Annotated in this window: 16 protein-coding genes; 6 read left to right on the top strand and 10 right to left on the bottom strand. The window is 67.6% G+C overall.

The window, feature by feature from the left end:
* Positions 1-108: 108 nt before the first annotated feature.
* Complete coding sequence (locus ACQY9P_RS16700; protein ID WP_428150527.1) at positions 109-1,623, top strand: carboxylesterase/lipase family protein; 1,515 nt, start codon at positions 109-111, stop codon at positions 1,621-1,623.
* 6 nt (positions 1,624-1,629) lie between these two features.
* Here ACQY9P_RS16700 and ACQY9P_RS16695 read toward each other — a convergent pair whose 3' ends face one another.
* The 10 genes from ACQY9P_RS16695 to ACQY9P_RS16650 all read right to left on the bottom strand — a co-directional run bounded on the left by ACQY9P_RS16695 (position 1,630) and on the right by ACQY9P_RS16650 (position 11,620).
* The gene (locus ACQY9P_RS16695; RefSeq protein WP_421738093.1) at positions 1,630-2,580 is read right to left on the bottom strand and encodes a hydroxymethylglutaryl-CoA lyase; all 951 of its coding nucleotides are present in this window, start codon (positions 2,578-2,580) and stop codon (positions 1,630-1,632) included.
* Positions 2,577-3,770, bottom strand: a complete 1,194-nt coding sequence (locus ACQY9P_RS16690) for a CaiB/BaiF CoA transferase family protein (protein WP_421738094.1) — start codon at positions 3,768-3,770, stop codon at positions 2,577-2,579. The genes ACQY9P_RS16695 and ACQY9P_RS16690 overlap by 4 nt, the downstream gene beginning before the upstream one ends.
* The gene (gene leuD / locus ACQY9P_RS16685; RefSeq protein WP_421738095.1) at positions 3,767-4,420 is read right to left on the bottom strand and encodes a 3-isopropylmalate dehydratase small subunit; all 654 of its coding nucleotides are present in this window, start codon (positions 4,418-4,420) and stop codon (positions 3,767-3,769) included. Before leuD (ACQY9P_RS16685) ends, ACQY9P_RS16690 begins: the two co-directional genes overlap by 4 nt.
* Positions 4,420-5,829 carry a 3-isopropylmalate dehydratase large subunit gene (locus ACQY9P_RS16680; protein WP_421738096.1) on the bottom strand — a complete coding sequence of 470 codons (1,410 nt, stop codon included), beginning with the start codon at positions 5,827-5,829 and terminating at the stop codon, positions 4,420-4,422. The genes leuD (ACQY9P_RS16685) and ACQY9P_RS16680 overlap by 1 nt, the downstream gene beginning before the upstream one ends.
* 87 nt (positions 5,830-5,916) lie before the next feature.
* Positions 5,917-7,089 (bottom strand): serine hydrolase domain-containing protein, encoded by a 1,173-nt coding sequence (locus ACQY9P_RS16675; RefSeq protein ID WP_421738097.1) that lies wholly within the window; start codon positions 7,087-7,089, stop codon positions 5,917-5,919.
* Positions 7,090-7,148: 59 nt separating this feature from the next.
* A complete protein-coding gene (locus ACQY9P_RS16670) occupies positions 7,149-8,249 on the bottom strand; it encodes a serine hydrolase domain-containing protein (RefSeq protein ID WP_421738098.1) in 1,101 nt (366 codons plus the stop codon).
* 156 nt (positions 8,250-8,405) lie between these two features.
* Positions 8,406-9,053, bottom strand: a complete 648-nt coding sequence (locus ACQY9P_RS16665; protein WP_421738099.1) for an isochorismatase family protein — start codon at positions 9,051-9,053, stop codon at positions 8,406-8,408.
* Positions 9,050-9,874, bottom strand: a complete 825-nt coding sequence (locus tag ACQY9P_RS16660) for an isocitrate lyase/PEP mutase family protein (RefSeq protein WP_421738314.1) — start codon at positions 9,872-9,874, stop codon at positions 9,050-9,052. Before ACQY9P_RS16660 ends, ACQY9P_RS16665 begins: the two co-directional genes overlap by 4 nt.
* A 71-nt stretch (positions 9,875-9,945) precedes the next feature.
* Positions 9,946-10,860 (bottom strand): hypothetical protein, encoded by a 915-nt coding sequence (locus tag ACQY9P_RS16655; RefSeq protein ID WP_421738100.1) that lies wholly within the window; start codon positions 10,858-10,860, stop codon positions 9,946-9,948.
* A 13-nt stretch (positions 10,861-10,873) separates the two neighbouring features.
* Entirely contained in the window at positions 10,874-11,620 is a 747-nt protein-coding gene (locus tag ACQY9P_RS16650; protein ID WP_421738101.1) for a maleate cis-trans isomerase family protein, read from the bottom strand.
* Positions 11,621-11,804: 184 nt separating this feature from the next.
* Here ACQY9P_RS16650 and ACQY9P_RS16645 point away from each other — a divergent pair, with 184 nt between their 5' ends.
* Genes ACQY9P_RS16645 through leuD (ACQY9P_RS16625) form a run of 5 tightly spaced genes read left to right on the top strand, consistent with a single transcriptional unit; the run spans position 11,805 to position 16,832 of the window.
* Positions 11,805-12,092 (top strand): DUF1330 domain-containing protein, encoded by a 288-nt coding sequence (locus tag ACQY9P_RS16645; RefSeq protein WP_421738102.1) that lies wholly within the window; start codon positions 11,805-11,807, stop codon positions 12,090-12,092.
* A 44-nt stretch (positions 12,093-12,136) separates the two neighbouring features.
* On the top strand, positions 12,137-13,354 hold the full coding sequence (locus ACQY9P_RS16640) for an FAD-dependent oxidoreductase (protein ID WP_421738103.1): 1,218 nt from the start codon (positions 12,137-12,139) through the stop codon (positions 13,352-13,354).
* 9 nt (positions 13,355-13,363) lie between these two features.
* Complete coding sequence (locus tag ACQY9P_RS16635) at positions 13,364-14,764, top strand: FAD-dependent oxidoreductase (RefSeq protein ID WP_421738104.1); 1,401 nt, start codon at positions 13,364-13,366, stop codon at positions 14,762-14,764.
* A gap of 23 nt (positions 14,765-14,787) precedes the next feature.
* Entirely contained in the window at positions 14,788-16,224 is a 1,437-nt protein-coding gene (gene leuC, locus ACQY9P_RS16630) for a 3-isopropylmalate dehydratase large subunit (protein ID WP_421738315.1), read from the top strand.
* Positions 16,224-16,832: a 3-isopropylmalate dehydratase small subunit gene (leuD, locus tag ACQY9P_RS16625; RefSeq protein ID WP_421738105.1), complete on the top strand. Its 609-nt coding sequence runs from the start codon at positions 16,224-16,226 to the stop codon at positions 16,830-16,832. The genes leuC and leuD (ACQY9P_RS16625) overlap by 1 nt, the downstream gene beginning before the upstream one ends.
* The last annotated feature ends 35 nt before the right edge of the window (positions 16,833-16,867 follow it).

Genomic DNA, 16,867 nt, shown 5'->3' with positions numbered 1-16,867 from the left:
TTCACGGGCGGCGTGGGGCTGGCAACAGCTTCTGCGGTCGCCTTCGCCTCGCCAACGGCTTCAGCGGCGTCCGCGTCCCAGGCCTTGGTGAGCACACCCGGCGACCTGGTGGCGCCGACGATTTCGGGAAAGGTCCGGGGCTATCGCTCCAGCGGGATCAGCATCTTCAAGGGCATACCCTACGGCGCCGACACCGGCGGCCAGGCCCGCTTCCTGCCGCCCAAGCCACCCATGCCGTGGGCCGACGCGCGTCTGGCCGTCAGCTATGGCCCGATCTGCCCGCAGGAACGCCAAACCGGCGCCGAAAGCCAGATCGCCAGCTTCCTGATGCCCAAGGACGACGGCGTTCACGGCGAGGACTGCCTGCGCCTCAACGTTTGGACACCCGCCGCCGACATCCGCCGCCGCCCGGTGATGGTCTGGATCCACGGCGGGCAATATTCGGCCGGTTCCAGCCAGGCGCACCGCAGCCAGGATGGCGAAGCTTTGGCCCGGCGCGGCGACGCGGTTGTGGTGTCGCTCAATCACCGCCTCAACGTGCTGGGCTATCTGAACGCCTTGGGGCTGACCGACGACAAGGACTTCGCCCATCCCAATGCAGGCATGCTCGATATTATCGCGGCCCTGGAATGGGTGCGCGACAACATCACAGCGTTCGGCGGCGATCCCGGCAACGTCACCCTTTTTGGCCAGTCCGGCGGCGGCCTGAAGATCAGCGTCCTGATGGCCATGCCGGCCGCCCGGGGGCTGTTTCACAAAGGTATCGTTCAGAGCGGATCTCAGCCCCACGTCTTCAAGGCGGCGGACACCGAGCGCGTGGCGGCCGAGTTCCTCAAGGCGATGGGGATTTCCGGGCGCGACCTGTCGGTGCTGAAAACGGCGCCGATCGAACAGCTGATGGCGGCCGAGGCCGTGGCGCGCGCCAAGATCATGCGCTTCCCCCTTTCCGGCCAGGCGCTGTGGACCACCGTGGGTTGGGCGCCCTCGATCGACGGAACCAGCATTCCGCGCGACACCCATGACGGCCCGCCCGTCGTTGATGCGGCGCTACTCATCGGCTCGACGCAGCATGAGTTCAATCCGGCGGTCTTCATGCCCAAACTGGCGCCCGCGACAGACGCCGATCTTCTGGCCGCCCTCACCCGCAGCTATGGCGGCCGGGCCGACAGCATCCTGAAACTGTTCCGGGAACGCCATCCCTACGAAGCCCCGGCCCGGCTTTCGGCGATCATCAGCTCGGCTGGCTTCAACCGCGCCAACGCCGTCGAGCAGGCCCAGCTTCACGCCAGGGCCGGCGGCCAGGCCTGGCTCTATCGCTTCGACTGGCAGACCCCGGTGCTGGACGCGACGCCCGGCGCCTATCACTGCGCCGAAATTCCGCTGGTCTTCCACAATGCCCAACTGTGCGCCACCTCGACCGGCGGCGGTCCCCGGGCCGAGACCATGGCCGACCTGATGGCCGATACCTGGATCGCCTTCGCTCGGCACGGCAAGCCGACCCACGCCGCCCTGCCCGCCTGGCCGGCGGTAACGCCGACCACGGCGCCGACCATGGCGCTGGACGACCGGTCGCGCCTGGCCGACGACGACTCGGTCGAACGCGCGGCGGTGGCCGGTGTCTGACCTGTTCTAGACACTCGCGCCCCAGCCCTGCCCCTGCGCGAAGCCCAGGGGCAGTCCCGACTCCGGGGTGAAGCCGTACAGCTCCACGGCAGGCAGCGCCGCCTGCACCTGCTGGCGCACGGCGATCAAGGCTTCCAGGTCGACGCCGGTCTCATAACCCATGGCTTCGAGCATGAAGGCCAGGTCTTCGGTGACGATGTTGCCGCTGGCGCCCGGCGCGAATGGACAGCCGCCGATACCGCCCAGCGACGCGTCGACCGTGACAATGCCCTCGTCCAGCGCGGCCAGGACGTTGGCCAGTCCAAGACCCCGGGTGTTGTGCAGGTGAACGCCGGTCACCGCAGCCTCGCCGACCGCGCCCCGCACCAGGCGGATGAGGCGCTTGACCTGGGCGGGGTTGGCATAGCCGGTGGTGTCCGACAGCCCGACCTCATCGCAGCCGGCGGCCATCAGCCCTTCGGCCAGACGCAACAGCGTGGCGTCGGGGATCGCGCCTTCCAGGGTGCAGCCGAACGCCGTCGACAGCCCGCCCTCGAACTTGGGCCGCTCGGCTTCGGGCCGGCCCATAATCAGCTCGGCGATCCTGGCCGTCTCCTCCAGCATCTGAGCGTGGGTGCGGTTGACGTTGCGCAGGCTGTGGGTCTCGCTGACCGACAGCGGGATGGTGATCTTGTGAGCGCCCGCCTCGACGGCCGCGGCGGCGCCCTTGAAGTTGGGGACCAGCACGGCGACCGTCAGGCCGGGGATCGTGCGGGCGAAGGCGACCAGCTCGGCGGTGTCGGCCAGCTGCGGCAGGATCCGGGCCGGCACGAACGAGCCCACCTCGATCTCGCGCACGCCGGCCGCCGCCTCGGCGGCGATCCAGGCCTTCTTGTCGGCGGTCGACATGATCGGCGTGATGCTCTGCAGGCCGTCGCGCGGTCCGACTTCGCTGATCTCTATGTGGGTCTTGCTCATGCCACGGCCTCCGCGACCACGCCGCGCGCGATCAGATCCAGGATCAGGTCTTCCCCATAGCCGGCGGCGGCCAGGATCGTCCGGGTGTCGGCGCCCGCCTCCGGCGTGACGTGGGCTTGGTTGAACCGCTGGCCGCCCATCTCGATCGGCAGGGCCGGCAGACGGGTTTCTCCGCCGCCCGGCAGGGTGATCGCCGACAGACCGCCGCTCTGCACCATGTGAGGATCCTCGAACAGGTCCTCGGGCCGGGCGACCGGCGCGAACGGCAGACCGATCGCTTCCAGACGAGGCAGCAGTTCGGCCTTGGTAAAGGTGGAGAACAGCGCCTGGACGCGAGGGATGATCACGTCGCGGGCCGCCACGCGGCCATTGTTGGCGGCATAGGTTTCGTCGGCGGCAAAATCATCCAGATCGAACGCGGCGCAAAACGCCCGCCACTGGCCGTCGGTGACCACGCCGACGAACACCTGGTCGTCGTCCTGGGTCTGGAACAGGTCGTAGATCGCCCAGGCCGAGACCCGAACCGGCATTGGACGGGCGGCCTGACCCGTCACGGCGTACTGGGCCATGTGCTGGCCCACCAGGAACAGGCAGTTCTCGAACAGGGCGCTCTTGACGGTCTGCCCCGTCCCGGTCGCCTGGCGCTGGGCGAGGGCCGCCAGCACGCCGATGACGCCGAACAGCCCGCCCATCACGTCGATCACCGAGGAGCCGGCCCGCAGCGGCCGCCCGGGCGGACCCGTCATGTAGGCGAGGCCTCCCATCATCTGCGCCACCTCGTCCAGGGCGGCGCGGTGCTCGTAGGGGCCGCTGAGAAAGCCCTTGGCCGAGCAGTAGATCAGGCGCGGATTGAGCTCAGCCAGGGCCTCGGCCCCGAAGCCAAGGGCGTCCATGGCCCCGGGGCGGAAGTTCTCGATCAGCACGTCGGCGCCGGCGATCAGATCCAGCGCGACCTGCTTGCCTTCGGCTGACTTCAGGTCGACGCACAGGCTCTTCTTGTTACGCGAATACATGGGGAAATAGCCCGCGCCCGAGCCCTTCAGGCGGCGGGTGTTGTCGCCGCCCAGGGGCTCGATCTTGATGACCTCGGCCCCCAGGTCTCCCAGCACCAGACCGACGGTCGGCCCCATGACCATATGGGTGAATTCGACGACCTTGAGCCCGGCCAGCGGAAGGTTGGGAGCGTTCATGGAGCGGATCCAGATGTGGTTTGGGCGTCGGCCGGCCGGATGAACAGCCAGGGCCGGGCGGACTTGTGGTCGGTTTCGAACCTGCGGATGGTGTCGAGGCGCTTGAGGGTCAGACCCACCGCGTCCAGGCCTTCCAGCAGCATCAGGCGATCGGCCGGATCAACGCTGAACGCGTGGCGCGTCCCGTCTGCGGCCACCACCGCCTGCTCGACCAGATCGACGGTCAGCCGCGCGCTGCCGGCCTCGGCCCCGGCGGCCAGGGCGGCCACGACGGTCTCGGGCAGCACCACCGGCAGGATGCCATTGCGGATGCAGTTACCCTGGAAGATCGCGCCGAACGACGGGGCGATGATCGCCCGGACGCCGTATTCGTGCAGCGCCCAGACCGCATGCTCGCGCGACGAGCCGCAGCCGAAGTTTGGCCCGGACAACAGGATCGGCGCCTTGCGGAAAGCCGCCTGGTTCAGCACGAAGTCGGGGTTCTCGACCCGAGCGTCGACCTCGGTGTAGCGCCAGTTGGCGAACAGCCCGCCCGACAGGCCGGTCTTGGCCACGGCCTTCATCTCACGCGAGGGGATGATGGCATCGGTGTCGATATTGGGCCGCAGCAGCGGCGCGGCAACGGCGGTCAGGGTGGTGAACCTGTCCATCAGGCCGCTCCCAGCTTGCGAGGATCGGCGATGGCTCCGGCGATCGCCGAAGCCGCGACGGTGGCCGGGCTGGCCAGGTGCGATCGCACGCCTGGGCCCTGCCGGTTCTCGAAATTGCGGTTGGTGGTGGTCACGACCCGTTGCTGGCTGGAAAAGTGCTCGCCGCCGGCGAAGAAGCACATCGAGCAGCCCGCCTCGCGCCACTCGAAGCCGGCGTCGCGGAACACCCCGTCCAGACCTTCCGCCTCGGCCGCAGCCTTGACCTGGGTAGAACCCGGAACGCAGACGGCGCGCACACCGGGGGCGACCTTGCGGCCCTTGAGGATAGCGGCGGCGGCCCGCAGGTCCGATAGCCGGCTGTTGGTGCAACTGCCGATGAAGGCCGCGTCGATGGGCAGCCCTTCCAGCGCCTGCCCGGCCTCCAGCCCCATATAGGCCAGCGCCCGCTCCATCGCGGCGCGAACCGTCGCATCCTCCTGGGCGACGGGGTCGGGCGTCATACCAGTCACCGGCAGGGCGTGCTGCGGGCTGACGCCCCAGGTCAGGGTCGGCGCGATGTCGGCGGCGTCGATGACGATCTCGGTGTCGAACACCGCGTCGGAGTCGCTATGCAGGTCGGCCCAGTCGGCCAGGGCCGCAGGCCATTGCGCCCTGGTCGGCGCGAACGGTCTGCCCTCGACATAGGCGATGGTCTTGGCGTCGGGCGCGATGATCCCGGTCCAGGCGGCGAACTCCACGGCCATGTTGCACAGGGTCATGCGGGCCTCGATCGACAAGGCCTCGACCGCCGGGCCGCTGAATTCGACCGCGTGACCCGCACCACCGCTGGCGCCGTGACGGCCGATCAGGTGCAGGATCATGTCCTTGGCGGTGACGCCCGCGGTTGGCGCACCCTCGAAGCGCACCCGCATCATCCGGGGCTTGCGCACCACCAGGGTCTGGGTGGCCAAGGCGTGCTCGGCGTCGCTGGAGCCGATGCCCCAGGCCAGCGCTCCCAGCGCGCCTTGCGTGCAGGTGTGGCTGTCGGGACAGACTAGTGTCACCCCCGGCTGCGCAACGCCCAGCTCAGGCGAGGCCACGTGGACGATCCCCTGGCGCGGATCACCGATGTCGAGCACCTCGATACCGGCCGCCCGGGCGCTGGCGCGCGTCTCCTGGATGAAGGCCGTGCCGCCGGGCATCAGGGTCTGGTCGGTCCGCCCGGGAAAGGTGTCGATGATATGGTCCATGCAGACCAGCGCCTGATCGGGGGCGTGGACCACCCGGCCAGCCTCGGCCAGGCTCTTGAGGGCGATCGAGCCCGTGCGCTCGTGCAGCAGAACGCGGTCGATATAGAGCAGGCTCGCGCCGTCCGGCAGCACGGCCACCTCATGGCGGCGCCAGATCTTCTCGATCAGGGTCGAACCCAAGGTCGCATCTCCAAAATCACAGACCCGATACCTAGCGCCGCGCCGGTCGCGGGCCATTCGGCCCTGCCCTCAACGCCCGCCTGGCGATCATTTGGCGGCGGGGCGAGACATCAGGTCGCGCAGGACAAGGTTGGGCAGGATCGCGTTGTCCCACTCCGGCGACTTCGGCGGCGGGCCGCCCATCCGCAGGATGGCCAGCCGCCGCGACGGCACGATGTACAGAACCTGATTGGCATTGCCGTCGAACAGGAACAGGTCTTCGGCCATATACGGCTCGCCGTGCAGCACCGCCCCCAGGCCCTGGCCAGGCCGGCCAAAGCCGCGCCGGGGCGCATAGGGCCCCGCCCACACGCCCAGACCGAAATGCGGATTGGCCAGTGTCGGCGTGCGCATGGCCTCCACATAACCGGCGGGCAGCAGGCGGCGGCGCTTCCAAATCCCGTCGTCGATCAGCAGCAGACCTAGACGCAGCCAGGACTCCGCGGGCAACAGAATGCAGCACCCCGAGTGCGCCAGGCCGCCTGGCCGATCGATCCAGATCTGGCCGCCCGCCGCGCCCAGCGGGACCAGCACCTGGCGCGAGACAAACTGGCCGTAGCGCATGCCCGTCGCCCGCTCGATCACCAGGGCCACCATGTCGGCGGTGGCGTTGGCATAGTTGTATGTCGCCCCCGGCGTGTCGATGAGCGGGTAGTCGTCGATCAGGATCCTGTCGTGGCGCGGATGCAGATAGGACCGACTCCAGATGTTGGCGGGATCGGCGCTGAAGCCCTGCCCCAGGAAGCCGGCGGTCATGTCCAGCAGGTGACGCACCTTGACCGCCGCCTTGGGGGCGCCTTTCCACTCGGTGATGAAGTCGCTCACCGGCTGGTCCAGGGACTTGATCTTGCCCATCTGGATTGCGCGTCCGACGGCGATGGCCGCCAGCGGCTTGGCCATCGAGCGCGACACCAGCGGCGTGGCGGCCGTGGCGCCGTCGAAATAGGATGCGTCCTCCAACACCCCATCTCGCCAGATCAACAAGGCCTTGGAGTTGTTCGCCGCGGCATAGGCGCGGGCCTGTTCCAGGGCCGGTCTGGAGATCGAGGGCCGCGCGGCCAGCGGCAGAGGCTTGAGACGCTTGGCGCCCAGGGTCGCCTCCAGGGTGTCGTAGGAGTCGCGGGCGCTGCTTCCGAACTCCGAGAACCGCCGCAGATAGACAGCTTCGTCATCCTCGGCGGCCCGACCGCTCGACGCCACCGCCAGAAGGCCGGCGGCCACGGCCAACGCCAGGCCGCGCCGCGGCGAGCGGCGGAGGCTCCTTCCCGCGCACCGGCGCATCAGGCCAGCCCCCTGATGATGGTGTTGGGCAAGGCGGAGTCTTCCCACGCCCACGACGCCTTGCCAGTGCGGACGATGACCAGGCGCAGGGCTGCGGAGATATAGACCCGCTGGCCGCCCGAACCGTCGAAGAACACCATGTCGGGCGCCAGATAGGGTTCTTCGCAGGCCACGGTCTGCGGCGCGTTCGGACCATAGGACCGCTGGGCGGTCCAGGGCGAGCCCAGCCATATCTGCAGGCCGTAATTTGGATTGGGCGAAGGCTTGCGCATCTCGGCGATCCATGCGCCCGGCACGATGCGGCGGCCCTCGAAGCGGCCATCATCGGCCAGCAAGATTCCCAACCGCAGCCAATCGCGGGCCGTGGCGTCGAGATTGGCGAAGAAGCGCGGCTCGCCGCCGACGAACTCCACGCCTTGCGTCGCGCTGGCCTGGCCCAGGGGCCGCCACAATCGCCGCGCCATATAGGGGTGATAGCCGCCCAATCCCTTTCGCTTCAGGGCGCGATCAAGCGCTGTGCCGGCCAACTGGCTGTTGACGTTGGCATATTCGAACACTGCGCCAGGCGTCCGCTCCAGCGGCGTAGCCAAGGCCGTTTGCGTGACCCGCGCCCCCGACAGCAGGGCCAGGGCGCGTTCGTCCTTTTGAGCCAGCGAATACAGCTTCAAGCCGCTGCGCATTTGCAGCAGCTGTCGCAGGGTGATCGCGGCGCGCGGATCGTCCCGCCATTCGTCGAGATAGTCGCCGACCGGCGCGTCCAGTGATCCGATCACCTCATCCTGCAACGCCAGGCCATAGACCAAGCCCAGCACCGACTTCGCCATCGAATAGGTGGTCAGCGGCGACAGCGCTGAAAAGCCGGGCGCGTAGGTTTCGCAGACCATCCGGCCCGCACGCCAGACCAGCAACGACGTGCCGTCAAAACGATCGGAAATCCCCTGAGCTTGCGCCAGGGCGGCGGCCGACACCCCGCCGGGCCGCGATCGCGCCAGATCGCGCGGACGTTCGACGCCGTCAATCACGACCGTTTGAGCTTGCGCGCCGCTGGCCGCCAGGCTGGCGCCGGCCTGACTCAACCACGCCCTTCGCGACAACAGCATGCAACAGCTCCCGGCTCGTCGTTCGAGCCTAATGCGGAACGCACAGGATGGCGGCGACGCTTGGTCGTTCGATCGGCAGGCGATCAGACCGAAGGGTTTGCCCCTCACCCGCCCAGCGTCGTATAGCGCGCGCGAACGGGGGCCTCGGAGCGCTGGCTAGGGATTGGGTCGGGCGGCGAACTGGGACACCAGCTTCAGAGCTTGAGCCTCGTCAATCACCTCGCCAATCTTCTGGCGGATGTCGAACAGGTTGGCGGCCTGAACAGCCGGATCGCGATCGGCGCACGCCTCCTCGACCACGAACGGGGCGAAGCCATTCTGCAGGGCGTCCAAGGCCGAGGCCCGCACGCAGCCCGAGGTCGAGAAGCCGGTGACCAGCACCGTATCGATGTTCAGGGCCCGCAGGGTCGAGGCCAAGGGCGTGCCGAAGAAGGCCGAAGGGTATTGCTTGGACACTACCATGTCCCCCTCCTGCGGCGTCAGGTCGGCGTGGAAAGCGCCTAGCGGCGAGCCCACAACGAAGGCCTTGAGGGCTGGCACCTTTTTAAAGAATATCCCACCGTCGCGGCCGCCGGGCTCGTAGAGCACGTTGGTGAAGATCACCGGCAATCCCGCCGCGCGGGCCGCAGCGGCCAGACGGACGTTGGAGGCCAGGGCGTCTTCCGCCCCCGCGTACAGTGGCGAGGCGGGATCGAGATAGGCCGTGACCACGTCGATGATCAGCAGCGCTGGGCGCAGACCGAAGGCAAGCTGGCCTCCAAAACCGGCATGGGCGTAGTCGCTGTTCAAGTCGGCAGGACTCACGCGCCGTCTCCATAGCGTTGCGCGGCGGCCAGCAAGTCAGGCGCTCCGGTCAGGATGTTCATCGCCGACAAGTCGGCCAACTGGTCGGCGATCGCATCGGTCGAGCCGGTGTCGCGCAACGTGGCCAGCCAGCCCGGCGCGGCCTTGGCGAAGCCGTGCAGCAGCAGCAGCGGATGCAGGGCGATGGCGAAACCCAGGGCTTGCAGGGCGGGTCCGCCGCGGACGGCGGTGGTCCCGCCTTCAACGAGATTGTGCACCAGCGGAACCCGCTGGCCAAACCGTGAGCCCAGCGCCGCGGTGTCGGCCAGCGTGCGCGGCCCCTCGACGAAGATGAGGTCGGCGCCCGCCTCGAGATAGGCTTCGGCCCGATCGATGGCTGCGTCGAAACCCTCGACCGACACAGCATCGGTGCGGGCGATGATCAGCGCGTGCTCGCGCGCGTCCAGCGCCGCGTTCAGCTTGCCCACCGCCTCGGCCTTGGAAACCATGGCCTTGCCGGCCATGTGGCCGCAGCGCTTTGGCGCCAATTGATCCTCGATCTGGATGGCGCTCGCACCGGCCCGCTCGAAGCGGCGGACGGTGCGCTGCATGTTCAGGGCGTTGCCAAAACCCGTATCGCCATCGACGATCAGCGGCAGGGCCACGCGATCACGGATGATGGCGATCGTCTGCTCGACCTCACCGGCGTCGACCAAGCCCATGTCGGGCCGGCCGAAACGGGCCATCGCCAGGCCGCCCCCGGTCAGGAAGGCGGCCTGAAAGGCGGCCTGTTCAATCAACAGGGCCGATAGCCCATCCCAGCAGCCAGGCGCGCTGACCAGCCGCCGCCCGCCATCGGCATCCCGACCGGCGAGCGCCCGCTTGAGCCCGTCGATATGGGACGGGACCGCGCTCAACCCAGTTGACCGGGGATGTGACGCTCATGATTGGCCATGTACCAGTCGGCGATCTCCTCACGGGTCGCCCACCAGACGCCTGGCAGCGACTTGGCATGCTCGATGAACTGACGGATCGCCCGTACCCGATGCGCCCGGCCGCTGACATGGGGATGCAGGCCGACGTTCATGATCCGCCCGGTCTTAGCGCCCTCCTCATAGAGCACGTCCAGTTCCTCGATCAGCGCGTCGCGGAACTGGTCAGTCGTAAAGTTCTTGCGGGTGATGAAAGTGAAGTCATTGATCTCGTTGGAGTACGGCGTCGAGACGATCGGCCCGTGCGGCGTGCGCAGCAGGTACGGCTGATCGTCGTTCATGATGTCACAGTAGAAGGTGCAGCCATATTCCTTGAGGATGTCGGCGGTCTGCAATGTGCCGCGCAATGAGGACGACAACCAGCCCTTGGCCTTGCGGCCCGTGAACTTCTCGTACTGGGCCAGGGAGCGCAGGATGATGTCGCGCTCTTCCTCCGGCTTCTTGGAGAACGAGCTTAGCAGCTCGCCCTGCTCCCAATTGTGGGCCAGCAGTTCCCAACCCCGCTCCAGCACCGCGTCGGTCATTTCCTTGCGGCGCTCGAACGTCACGGCGTTGGTCGTGCACGACGCCTTGACGCCCAGCTCGTCGAACAGATCGAACAGGCGCCAGATGCCCACACGCTGGCCGTACTCGCGCCAGGTGTAGTTGGGGAAGTCTGGCGTATCGCCAGGCAGAACGTCAGGCAGAATGGCCGGGCCGCCGGCGTAGTACGGCTTGTCCGTGGGTTTGGTCAGGTCCCAGGTCTCAAGATTGAAGGTCAGGATCAGCGCGACGCGAGCGCCGTTGGGCCACTGCAGGGGCTGGCGCTTGGGAAGCGGCACATAGTCGTATTCCATGAGGGACCCTTGTTCAGTAGTCGAGCAGCAGCGAGCCGTAGCCATCGACCTTGTCGGGGATGCCCATGGTTCTCAGCGCATGCCAATAGGTGGCGGTATTGATGGCCACCACCGGCTTTTCAAGCCAAAACTCGGCCATAGCGGCGACCTTCCCGAACGCCAGGTTGGTGCCGCACTGAACGACGGCATCGACGCCGTCCGACACTTCGATGGCGGCGCGCTTAAGGGTCTGGGGCGACTCATGGGCGATCAGCATGGGCGACGGCGACTTCAGCCCGACCAGATTGACGACATCATAGCCCAGGTCTTCGAAGAACTTGCGAACCTGGGCGTCGCCCACCGGCATGTACGGCGTGACGACGCCGATCTTCTTGACACCACCATAGGCCTTCAGCGCCGCGTCGACGGCTGTTGAGCCCATAATCACCGGCACGCCCTTGGTGCGCTCCAGCACCCTGGCTTGAAGTCGGGCCGCGCCCTCGGCGCCGTCCCAAAAGGTCTCCGCCGACATGCCCATAATCAGTGCGCCAGGCTCCATGCTCATGGCCACGTCGATGGAGTCGAGCGTGGCGTCGCGGATGTTCTGCAACATCTCCAGAAAGCCTTCGTCGGTGCTGACCCTGGTGTCGGGGATCGGGATGCGACAGAAATGGTTGGTGACGTTGCGCGGCCGCATGTCGTCGTACTCGGGCTGAACACTGGTGTTGGTCGAGGGGGCCACCACCGCGAACTTCAGGCGTGAGCCTAGCGAATCCACCATCGACACACTCTCCATCTTGCGCGGCCCGGTTGGGCCGTGTTCGGCCCGACACTCGCGCCGCCGCCCCTGTCGTCCAAGGCTTTGCGGGGGCTGTATTCGCACAGCGATCATTCGACGGGCGGTTGGGGCCGCTGGCGAGCACGCGCCCTATGGTCGCCTCAAGTCGCACGCTGGAGCTTCCAACATGGCCGCCTATATCGTCGCCACGGTCCGCATCACAGACCCCGCCCGCTTCGCCGAATATGGCAAGGTGATCGCCGGCCTGAGCGAGCAGCATGGCGGCCAAGCCGTGGTGAAGGGGCCTGTCGCCGAAGTGCTGGAAGGCGAAGGCCTCGTCGGCGAGCGGGTGGTTGTTTCGCGCTTTCCCGACGCTGACGCCGCCCGCGCCTATATCGCGTCGGCGCAGTATCAGGCCGCCCGCGCACAGCGCGAGGGCGCGGCCGAGGTCGTGATGCGCCTGCTGATCGACTGATCTGCCCCAAGACGCCCCCTCCCACAAAATCCAGAGTAAATTCGATGTCCGTGAACCCTGTGAGCCGGGTGCAAGTTGTGATTGCCGGAGCGGGTCCGGTGGGCTCGGTGGCGGCCTACCGCCTGGCCCAGGCGGGGATTGACGTCCTGCTGCTGGAGAGCCGCGACGAGCTGCCCGAGGACATGCGCGCCTCGACCTTCCATCCGCCGACCCTGGAGATGATGGCCGAACTGGGCCTGCTGGACGACCTTGAGGCGGTGGGTCTACGCGCCCCGGTCTATCAGTACCGCAACCGGGCCACGGGCGAAGTCATCGCCTTCGACATGGGTGAGATCGCCGACGTCAGCCCCCACCCCTACCGGCTGCAGTGCGAGCAATTCAAGCTGACACGGCTGATCGCCGCCAAGCTCGAGGGCCACCCCCACGGCCGGGTGATGTTCAACCGCAAGGTCGTCCACTTCGAGCAGGACGAAGGCGGGGTGACGGTCAATATCGAGACCCCGGTTGGTCTGGAGACCGTCCGGGCCGACTACCTGATCGCCGCCGACGGGGCCAACAGTCTGGTGCGCAAGTGGCTGGGCGTGGCGTTCTCGGGCTTTACCTATCCCGAGAAGTTCCTGACCCTGTCGACCGCCCAGCCCCTGGAACCGTTCTTCGACGATCTGGCCCGCGTCAACTACGTGGCCGACGCCGAGGAATGGTGCGTGCTGCTGAAGGTGCCGGACTTCTGGCGGGTGCTGGTGCCGGCCCGCGAGGACGTGCCCGACGCGGCGCTGACCGCCGACGCCAAGAAGACCGCGGTGTTCGATGGTCTGACCGGCGGCGCCGGCGCCCAGGTCCTCACCCATCACCGCACCATCTACAAGGTTCACCAGCGGGTCGCCGACCAGTACGCCCACGGCCGGGTGCTGCTGACCGGCGACGCGGCTCACCTCAATAACCCCCTGGGCGGATTTGGCATGAACTCGGGCGTTCACGACGTCTGGAACCTGACCGACAAGCTGCGCCAGATCCTGCTTGAGGGCCAAGCCGCCCAACCCCTGCTGGCCCGCTACGACCGCCAGCGCCGCACCGTCATGCACGAGTTCGTTCAGGCCCAGACCATCAAGAACAAGAAGGCCATGGAGGCCTCCCAAGCCGACAATCGCACCCGCCACCAGGCCGAACTCCACGCCATCGCCGCCAATCCTGACGCGCGCCGACAACATATCCTGACCCAGGCCATGTACCCCTCGCGACAACGCGAAGCACAAATCCTCTAGGACCAAGCGATGAGCATTCTTCGCGGCGACATTCCTTCTTTTGACTTCACCATCCAGGTCCTGGTGATCGGGGCTGGGGCCTGCGGCATCAGCGCGGCCCTGGCCGCCAGCGACGCAGGGGCCGAGGTCTTGGTTCTGGAGCGCGACGCCACCCCCCTGGGCTCGACCAGCATGTCCACGGGTCTGATTCCCGCCGCAGGCACGCCGGAACAGGCCGCCCGAAATATCGACGACAGCGCCGAGCGCTTCGCCGAAGACATCGCCCTGAAGACCAAGGGGCGGGCCGATCCCAACCTGGCTCTTCACGTCGCGCAAGAGTCCGCCGAGACCATCGCCTGGCTGCGCGATACGCACGCGGCGCCTTTGCAATTCGTCGATGGCTTCCTCTATCCCGGCCATAGCCGGATGCGGATGTACGGTACGCCCAATCGGTCCGGCAGCGAACTGCAAGGCGCGCTGGAGGCCGCATTGGGCCGCACCGACGCCAGTCTGCTGACCAACGCCACGGTGCGTGATCTCTATGTCGATGGCGAGGTTGTGGTCGGTGTCCGCGTTGAGCGACCCGATGGCGACTTTGAGCGTATTGGTTGCCAATCACTGATTCTCGCGTGCTGCGGCTATGGCGGCGACCCGGAAATGGTTGCGACCCACATCCCGGAGATGGCCGAGGCCGTCTATCATGGCCATCCCGGTAACCGGGGCGACGCCGTGAAGTGGGGCCAGGCCCTGGGCGCAGAGCTCGCCGACATGTCCGGCTACCAGGGTCACGGCGGCCTGGCCGCCGGTTTCGGTGTGCCCATCCTCTGGCCCCAGATCATGGAAGGCGGCTTTCAGATCAACGCCCATGGCCAGCGCTTCTCCAACGAGGCGGCAGGCTATTCAGAGCAGGCCCGCGAGGTGAACGGCCAACCGGGGCGTGTGGCCTGGACGATCTCCGATGGCCGACTGCATGACCTGATGATGGGTTTTGAGGACTATCAAGACGCCGTGCGGGCCGGCGCGGTGCAGGAAGCCGCCGACGCCGCAGCGATCGCCGCGATCATTGGAGCGCCGCCGGAAGCCGTGGCTCAAACCCTGACCAACGTCGAGTCCTGCGTGCTCGGCGAGGTCGCCGATATCTTCGGACGAGACTTCACCGGCAAGCCCCTACTGTGCGCGCCTTATCGGATCGCCAAGGTGACGGGTGCGCTCTTTCACACGCAAGGCGGACTGGCGGTGAACGCCGACGCTCGGGTCAAGAAACTTGGCGGAGGCGTGTTTCCGAACCTCTTCGCCGGCGGCGGCGCGGCGCGCGGCTTATCGGGTCCAGGTCCGGCGGGCTATCTCGCGGGCAACGGTCTGCTCACCGCCACCACCCTCGGCAAGCTCGCGGGCCGCGCGGCCGCCCATCAAGTCACGTCGGGATCATGACGACGCCCTTCCCGCGCGACAGCATGTCCGCCAAGACCCTTTGCGACAAGATCTGGGACGCCCACGTCGTCAGCGAGGCTGACGGCGAGGCCATCCTCTATATCGACCTGCACCTGATCCATGAGGTCACCACCCCGCAGGCCTTCGCCGGCCTGCGCGCGGCCGGTCGCAAGGTGCGCCGTCCCGACCGCACCCTGGCCGTGGCCGACCACAATATCCCGACCGAGGGCCAGGCCCTGGGCGTCGACGCCGTGGCCGACGAGGAAGCGCGGCTGCAGCTGCAGACCCTGGCCCGCAACGTCGCCGACAACGGCATCCAGTTCTTCCCGATGGGCGATATCCGCAACGGCATCGTCCACGTGGTGGGCCCCGAGCAGGGCCGCACCCAGCCGGGCATGACCATCGTCTGCGGCGACAGCCACACCTCGACCCACGGCGCCTTCGGGGCCCTGGCCCACGGCATCGGCACCTCCGAGGTCGAGCACGTCCTGGCCACCCAGACCCTGCGCCAGAAGAAGTCGAAGAACATGCTGGTCCGCGTCGACGGCCGCTTAAGCCCCGGCGTTACCGGCAAGGACATCGCCCTGGCCGTGATCGGCGAGATCGGCGCCGCCGGCGGCGCCGGCTATGTCATCGAGTTCGCCGGCGAGGCCATCTCGGCCCTGTCGATGGAAGGCCGCATGACCCTGTGCAACCTGACCATCGAGGGCGGCGCCAAGGCCGGGCTGATCGCGCCCGACGACAAGACCTACGCCTATATCCAGGGCAAGCCCGCCGCCCCGAAGGGCGCGGCCTGGGACATGGCCAAAAGCCACTGGAAGACCTTCTTCACCGATCCGGACGCAGTCTTCGACCGCACCGTGACGATCGACGCCTCGACCCTGGTCCCGATGGTCACCTGGGGCGCCAGCCCCGAGGACGTCATCCCGGTGACCGGCAATGTGCCCGATCCGGAAAGCTTCGCCACCCCCGACAAGCGCTCGGCCGCCCACCGGGCGCTGGACTATATGGGCCTGACCGCCGGCCAGCCGATCTCCGAGGCCCGCATCGACCGCGTCTTCATCGGCTCGTGCACCAACAGCCGGATCGAGGACATGCGCGCCGCCGCCGCCGTGGTGCAGGAAGCCTTCCTGCACGGACGTCTGGTGGCCCCGCACGTCAAGGCCATGGTCGTGCCGGGCTCAGGCCTGGTCAAGGAACAGGCCGAGGAAGAAGGCCTGGACGCCATCTTCAAGGCCTCGGGCTTTGACTGGCGGGAACCCGGCTGCTCGATGTGCCTGGCCATGAACCCCGACAAGCTGGCGCCGGGCGAGCGCTGCGCCTCGACCAGCAACCGCAACTTCGAGGGCCGCCAGGGCCGCGCCGGGCGGACCCACCTGGTCTCGCCGGCCATGGCGGCGGCGGCGGCGATCGCCGGCCACCTCGTCGATGTGCGCACCTTCCTTGAGGAGACCGTCTGATGCAGGCCTTCACCCGCCTCGACGGCCGCGCCGTCCCGCTGTCGCTGGCCAATATCGACACCGACCAGATCATCCCCAAACAGTTCCTCAAGACCGTCGAGCGCGAGGGGCTGGCCAAGGGCCTGTTCTACGACTTCCGCTTCGACGGCGAGGGCAACGAGATCAGCGACTTCGTGCTCAACCGGCCGGAATACAAGGGCGCCAGCGTGCTGATCGCCGGCGACAATTTCGGCTGCGGCTCGAGCCGCGAGCACGCACCCTGGGCCCTGATGGACTTCGGGATCCTGTGCGTGATCTCGACCAGCTTCGCCGACATCTTCAACAACAACTGCTTCAACAACGGCCTGCTGCCCGTGGTGCTGGCCCCCGAGGAAATCGCCGTCCTGATGGACGAGGCCAAGGGCGGCAACCACATGGTCAGCATCGACCTGGAGGCCCAGACGGTGATCTCGCCGTCGGGCAAGACCTTCGGGTTCCAGATCGACCCGGTCCGCAAGGACAAGATGCTGCGCGGCCTGGACGCCATCGGCGAGACGATGATGCACGGGGCGGATATCGACCTGTATGAAAGCAAGCGGGCGATCGCGCAGCCTTGGCTGGCGCTTTAGCCAAGCCCTCCCCCAGTTCCGCATGCGCCCGCGGT

This window comes from Caulobacter sp. (assembly GCF_965279145.1).
Classification (GTDB): Bacteria; Pseudomonadota; Alphaproteobacteria; order Caulobacterales; family Caulobacteraceae; genus Caulobacter.
Note: the sequence above shows the minus strand (reverse complement) of the source record. Positions and strands in the feature narration are given on the sequence as shown.

Bases quoted from the DNA above. Each gene is read 5' to 3' on its own strand.
- ACQY9P_RS16645 (WP_421738102.1), top strand. From the start codon at position 11,805: ATGGCCGCCTATATCGTCGCCACGGTCCGCATCACAGACCCCGCCCGC.
- ACQY9P_RS16640 (WP_421738103.1), top strand. From the start codon at position 12,137: ATGTCCGTGAACCCTGTGAGCCGGGTGCAAGTTGTGATTGCCGGAGCG.
- leuC (WP_421738315.1), top strand. From the start codon at position 14,788: ATGTCCGCCAAGACCCTTTGCGACAAGATCTGGGACGCCCACGTCGTC.
- leuD (WP_421738105.1), top strand. From the start codon at position 16,224: ATGCAGGCCTTCACCCGCCTCGACGGCCGCGCCGTCCCGCTGTCGCTG.
- ACQY9P_RS16695 (WP_421738093.1), bottom strand. From the start codon at position 2,580: ATGAGCAAGACCCACATAGAGATCAGCGAAGTCGGACCGCGCGACGGC.
- leuD (WP_421738095.1), bottom strand. From the start codon at position 4,420: ATGGACAGGTTCACCACCCTGACCGCCGTTGCCGCGCCGCTGCTGCGG.
- ACQY9P_RS16655 (WP_421738100.1), bottom strand. From the start codon at position 10,860: ATGGAATACGACTATGTGCCGCTTCCCAAGCGCCAGCCCCTGCAGTGG.
- ACQY9P_RS16635 (WP_421738104.1), top strand. From the start codon at position 13,364: ATGAGCATTCTTCGCGGCGACATTCCTTCTTTTGACTTCACCATCCAG.
- ACQY9P_RS16690 (WP_421738094.1), bottom strand. From the start codon at position 3,770: ATGAACGCTCCCAACCTTCCGCTGGCCGGGCTCAAGGTCGTCGAATTC.
- ACQY9P_RS16650 (WP_421738101.1), bottom strand. From the start codon at position 11,620: ATGGTGGATTCGCTAGGCTCACGCCTGAAGTTCGCGGTGGTGGCCCCC.
- ACQY9P_RS16670 (WP_421738098.1), bottom strand. From the start codon at position 8,249: ATGCTGTTGTCGCGAAGGGCGTGGTTGAGTCAGGCCGGCGCCAGCCTG.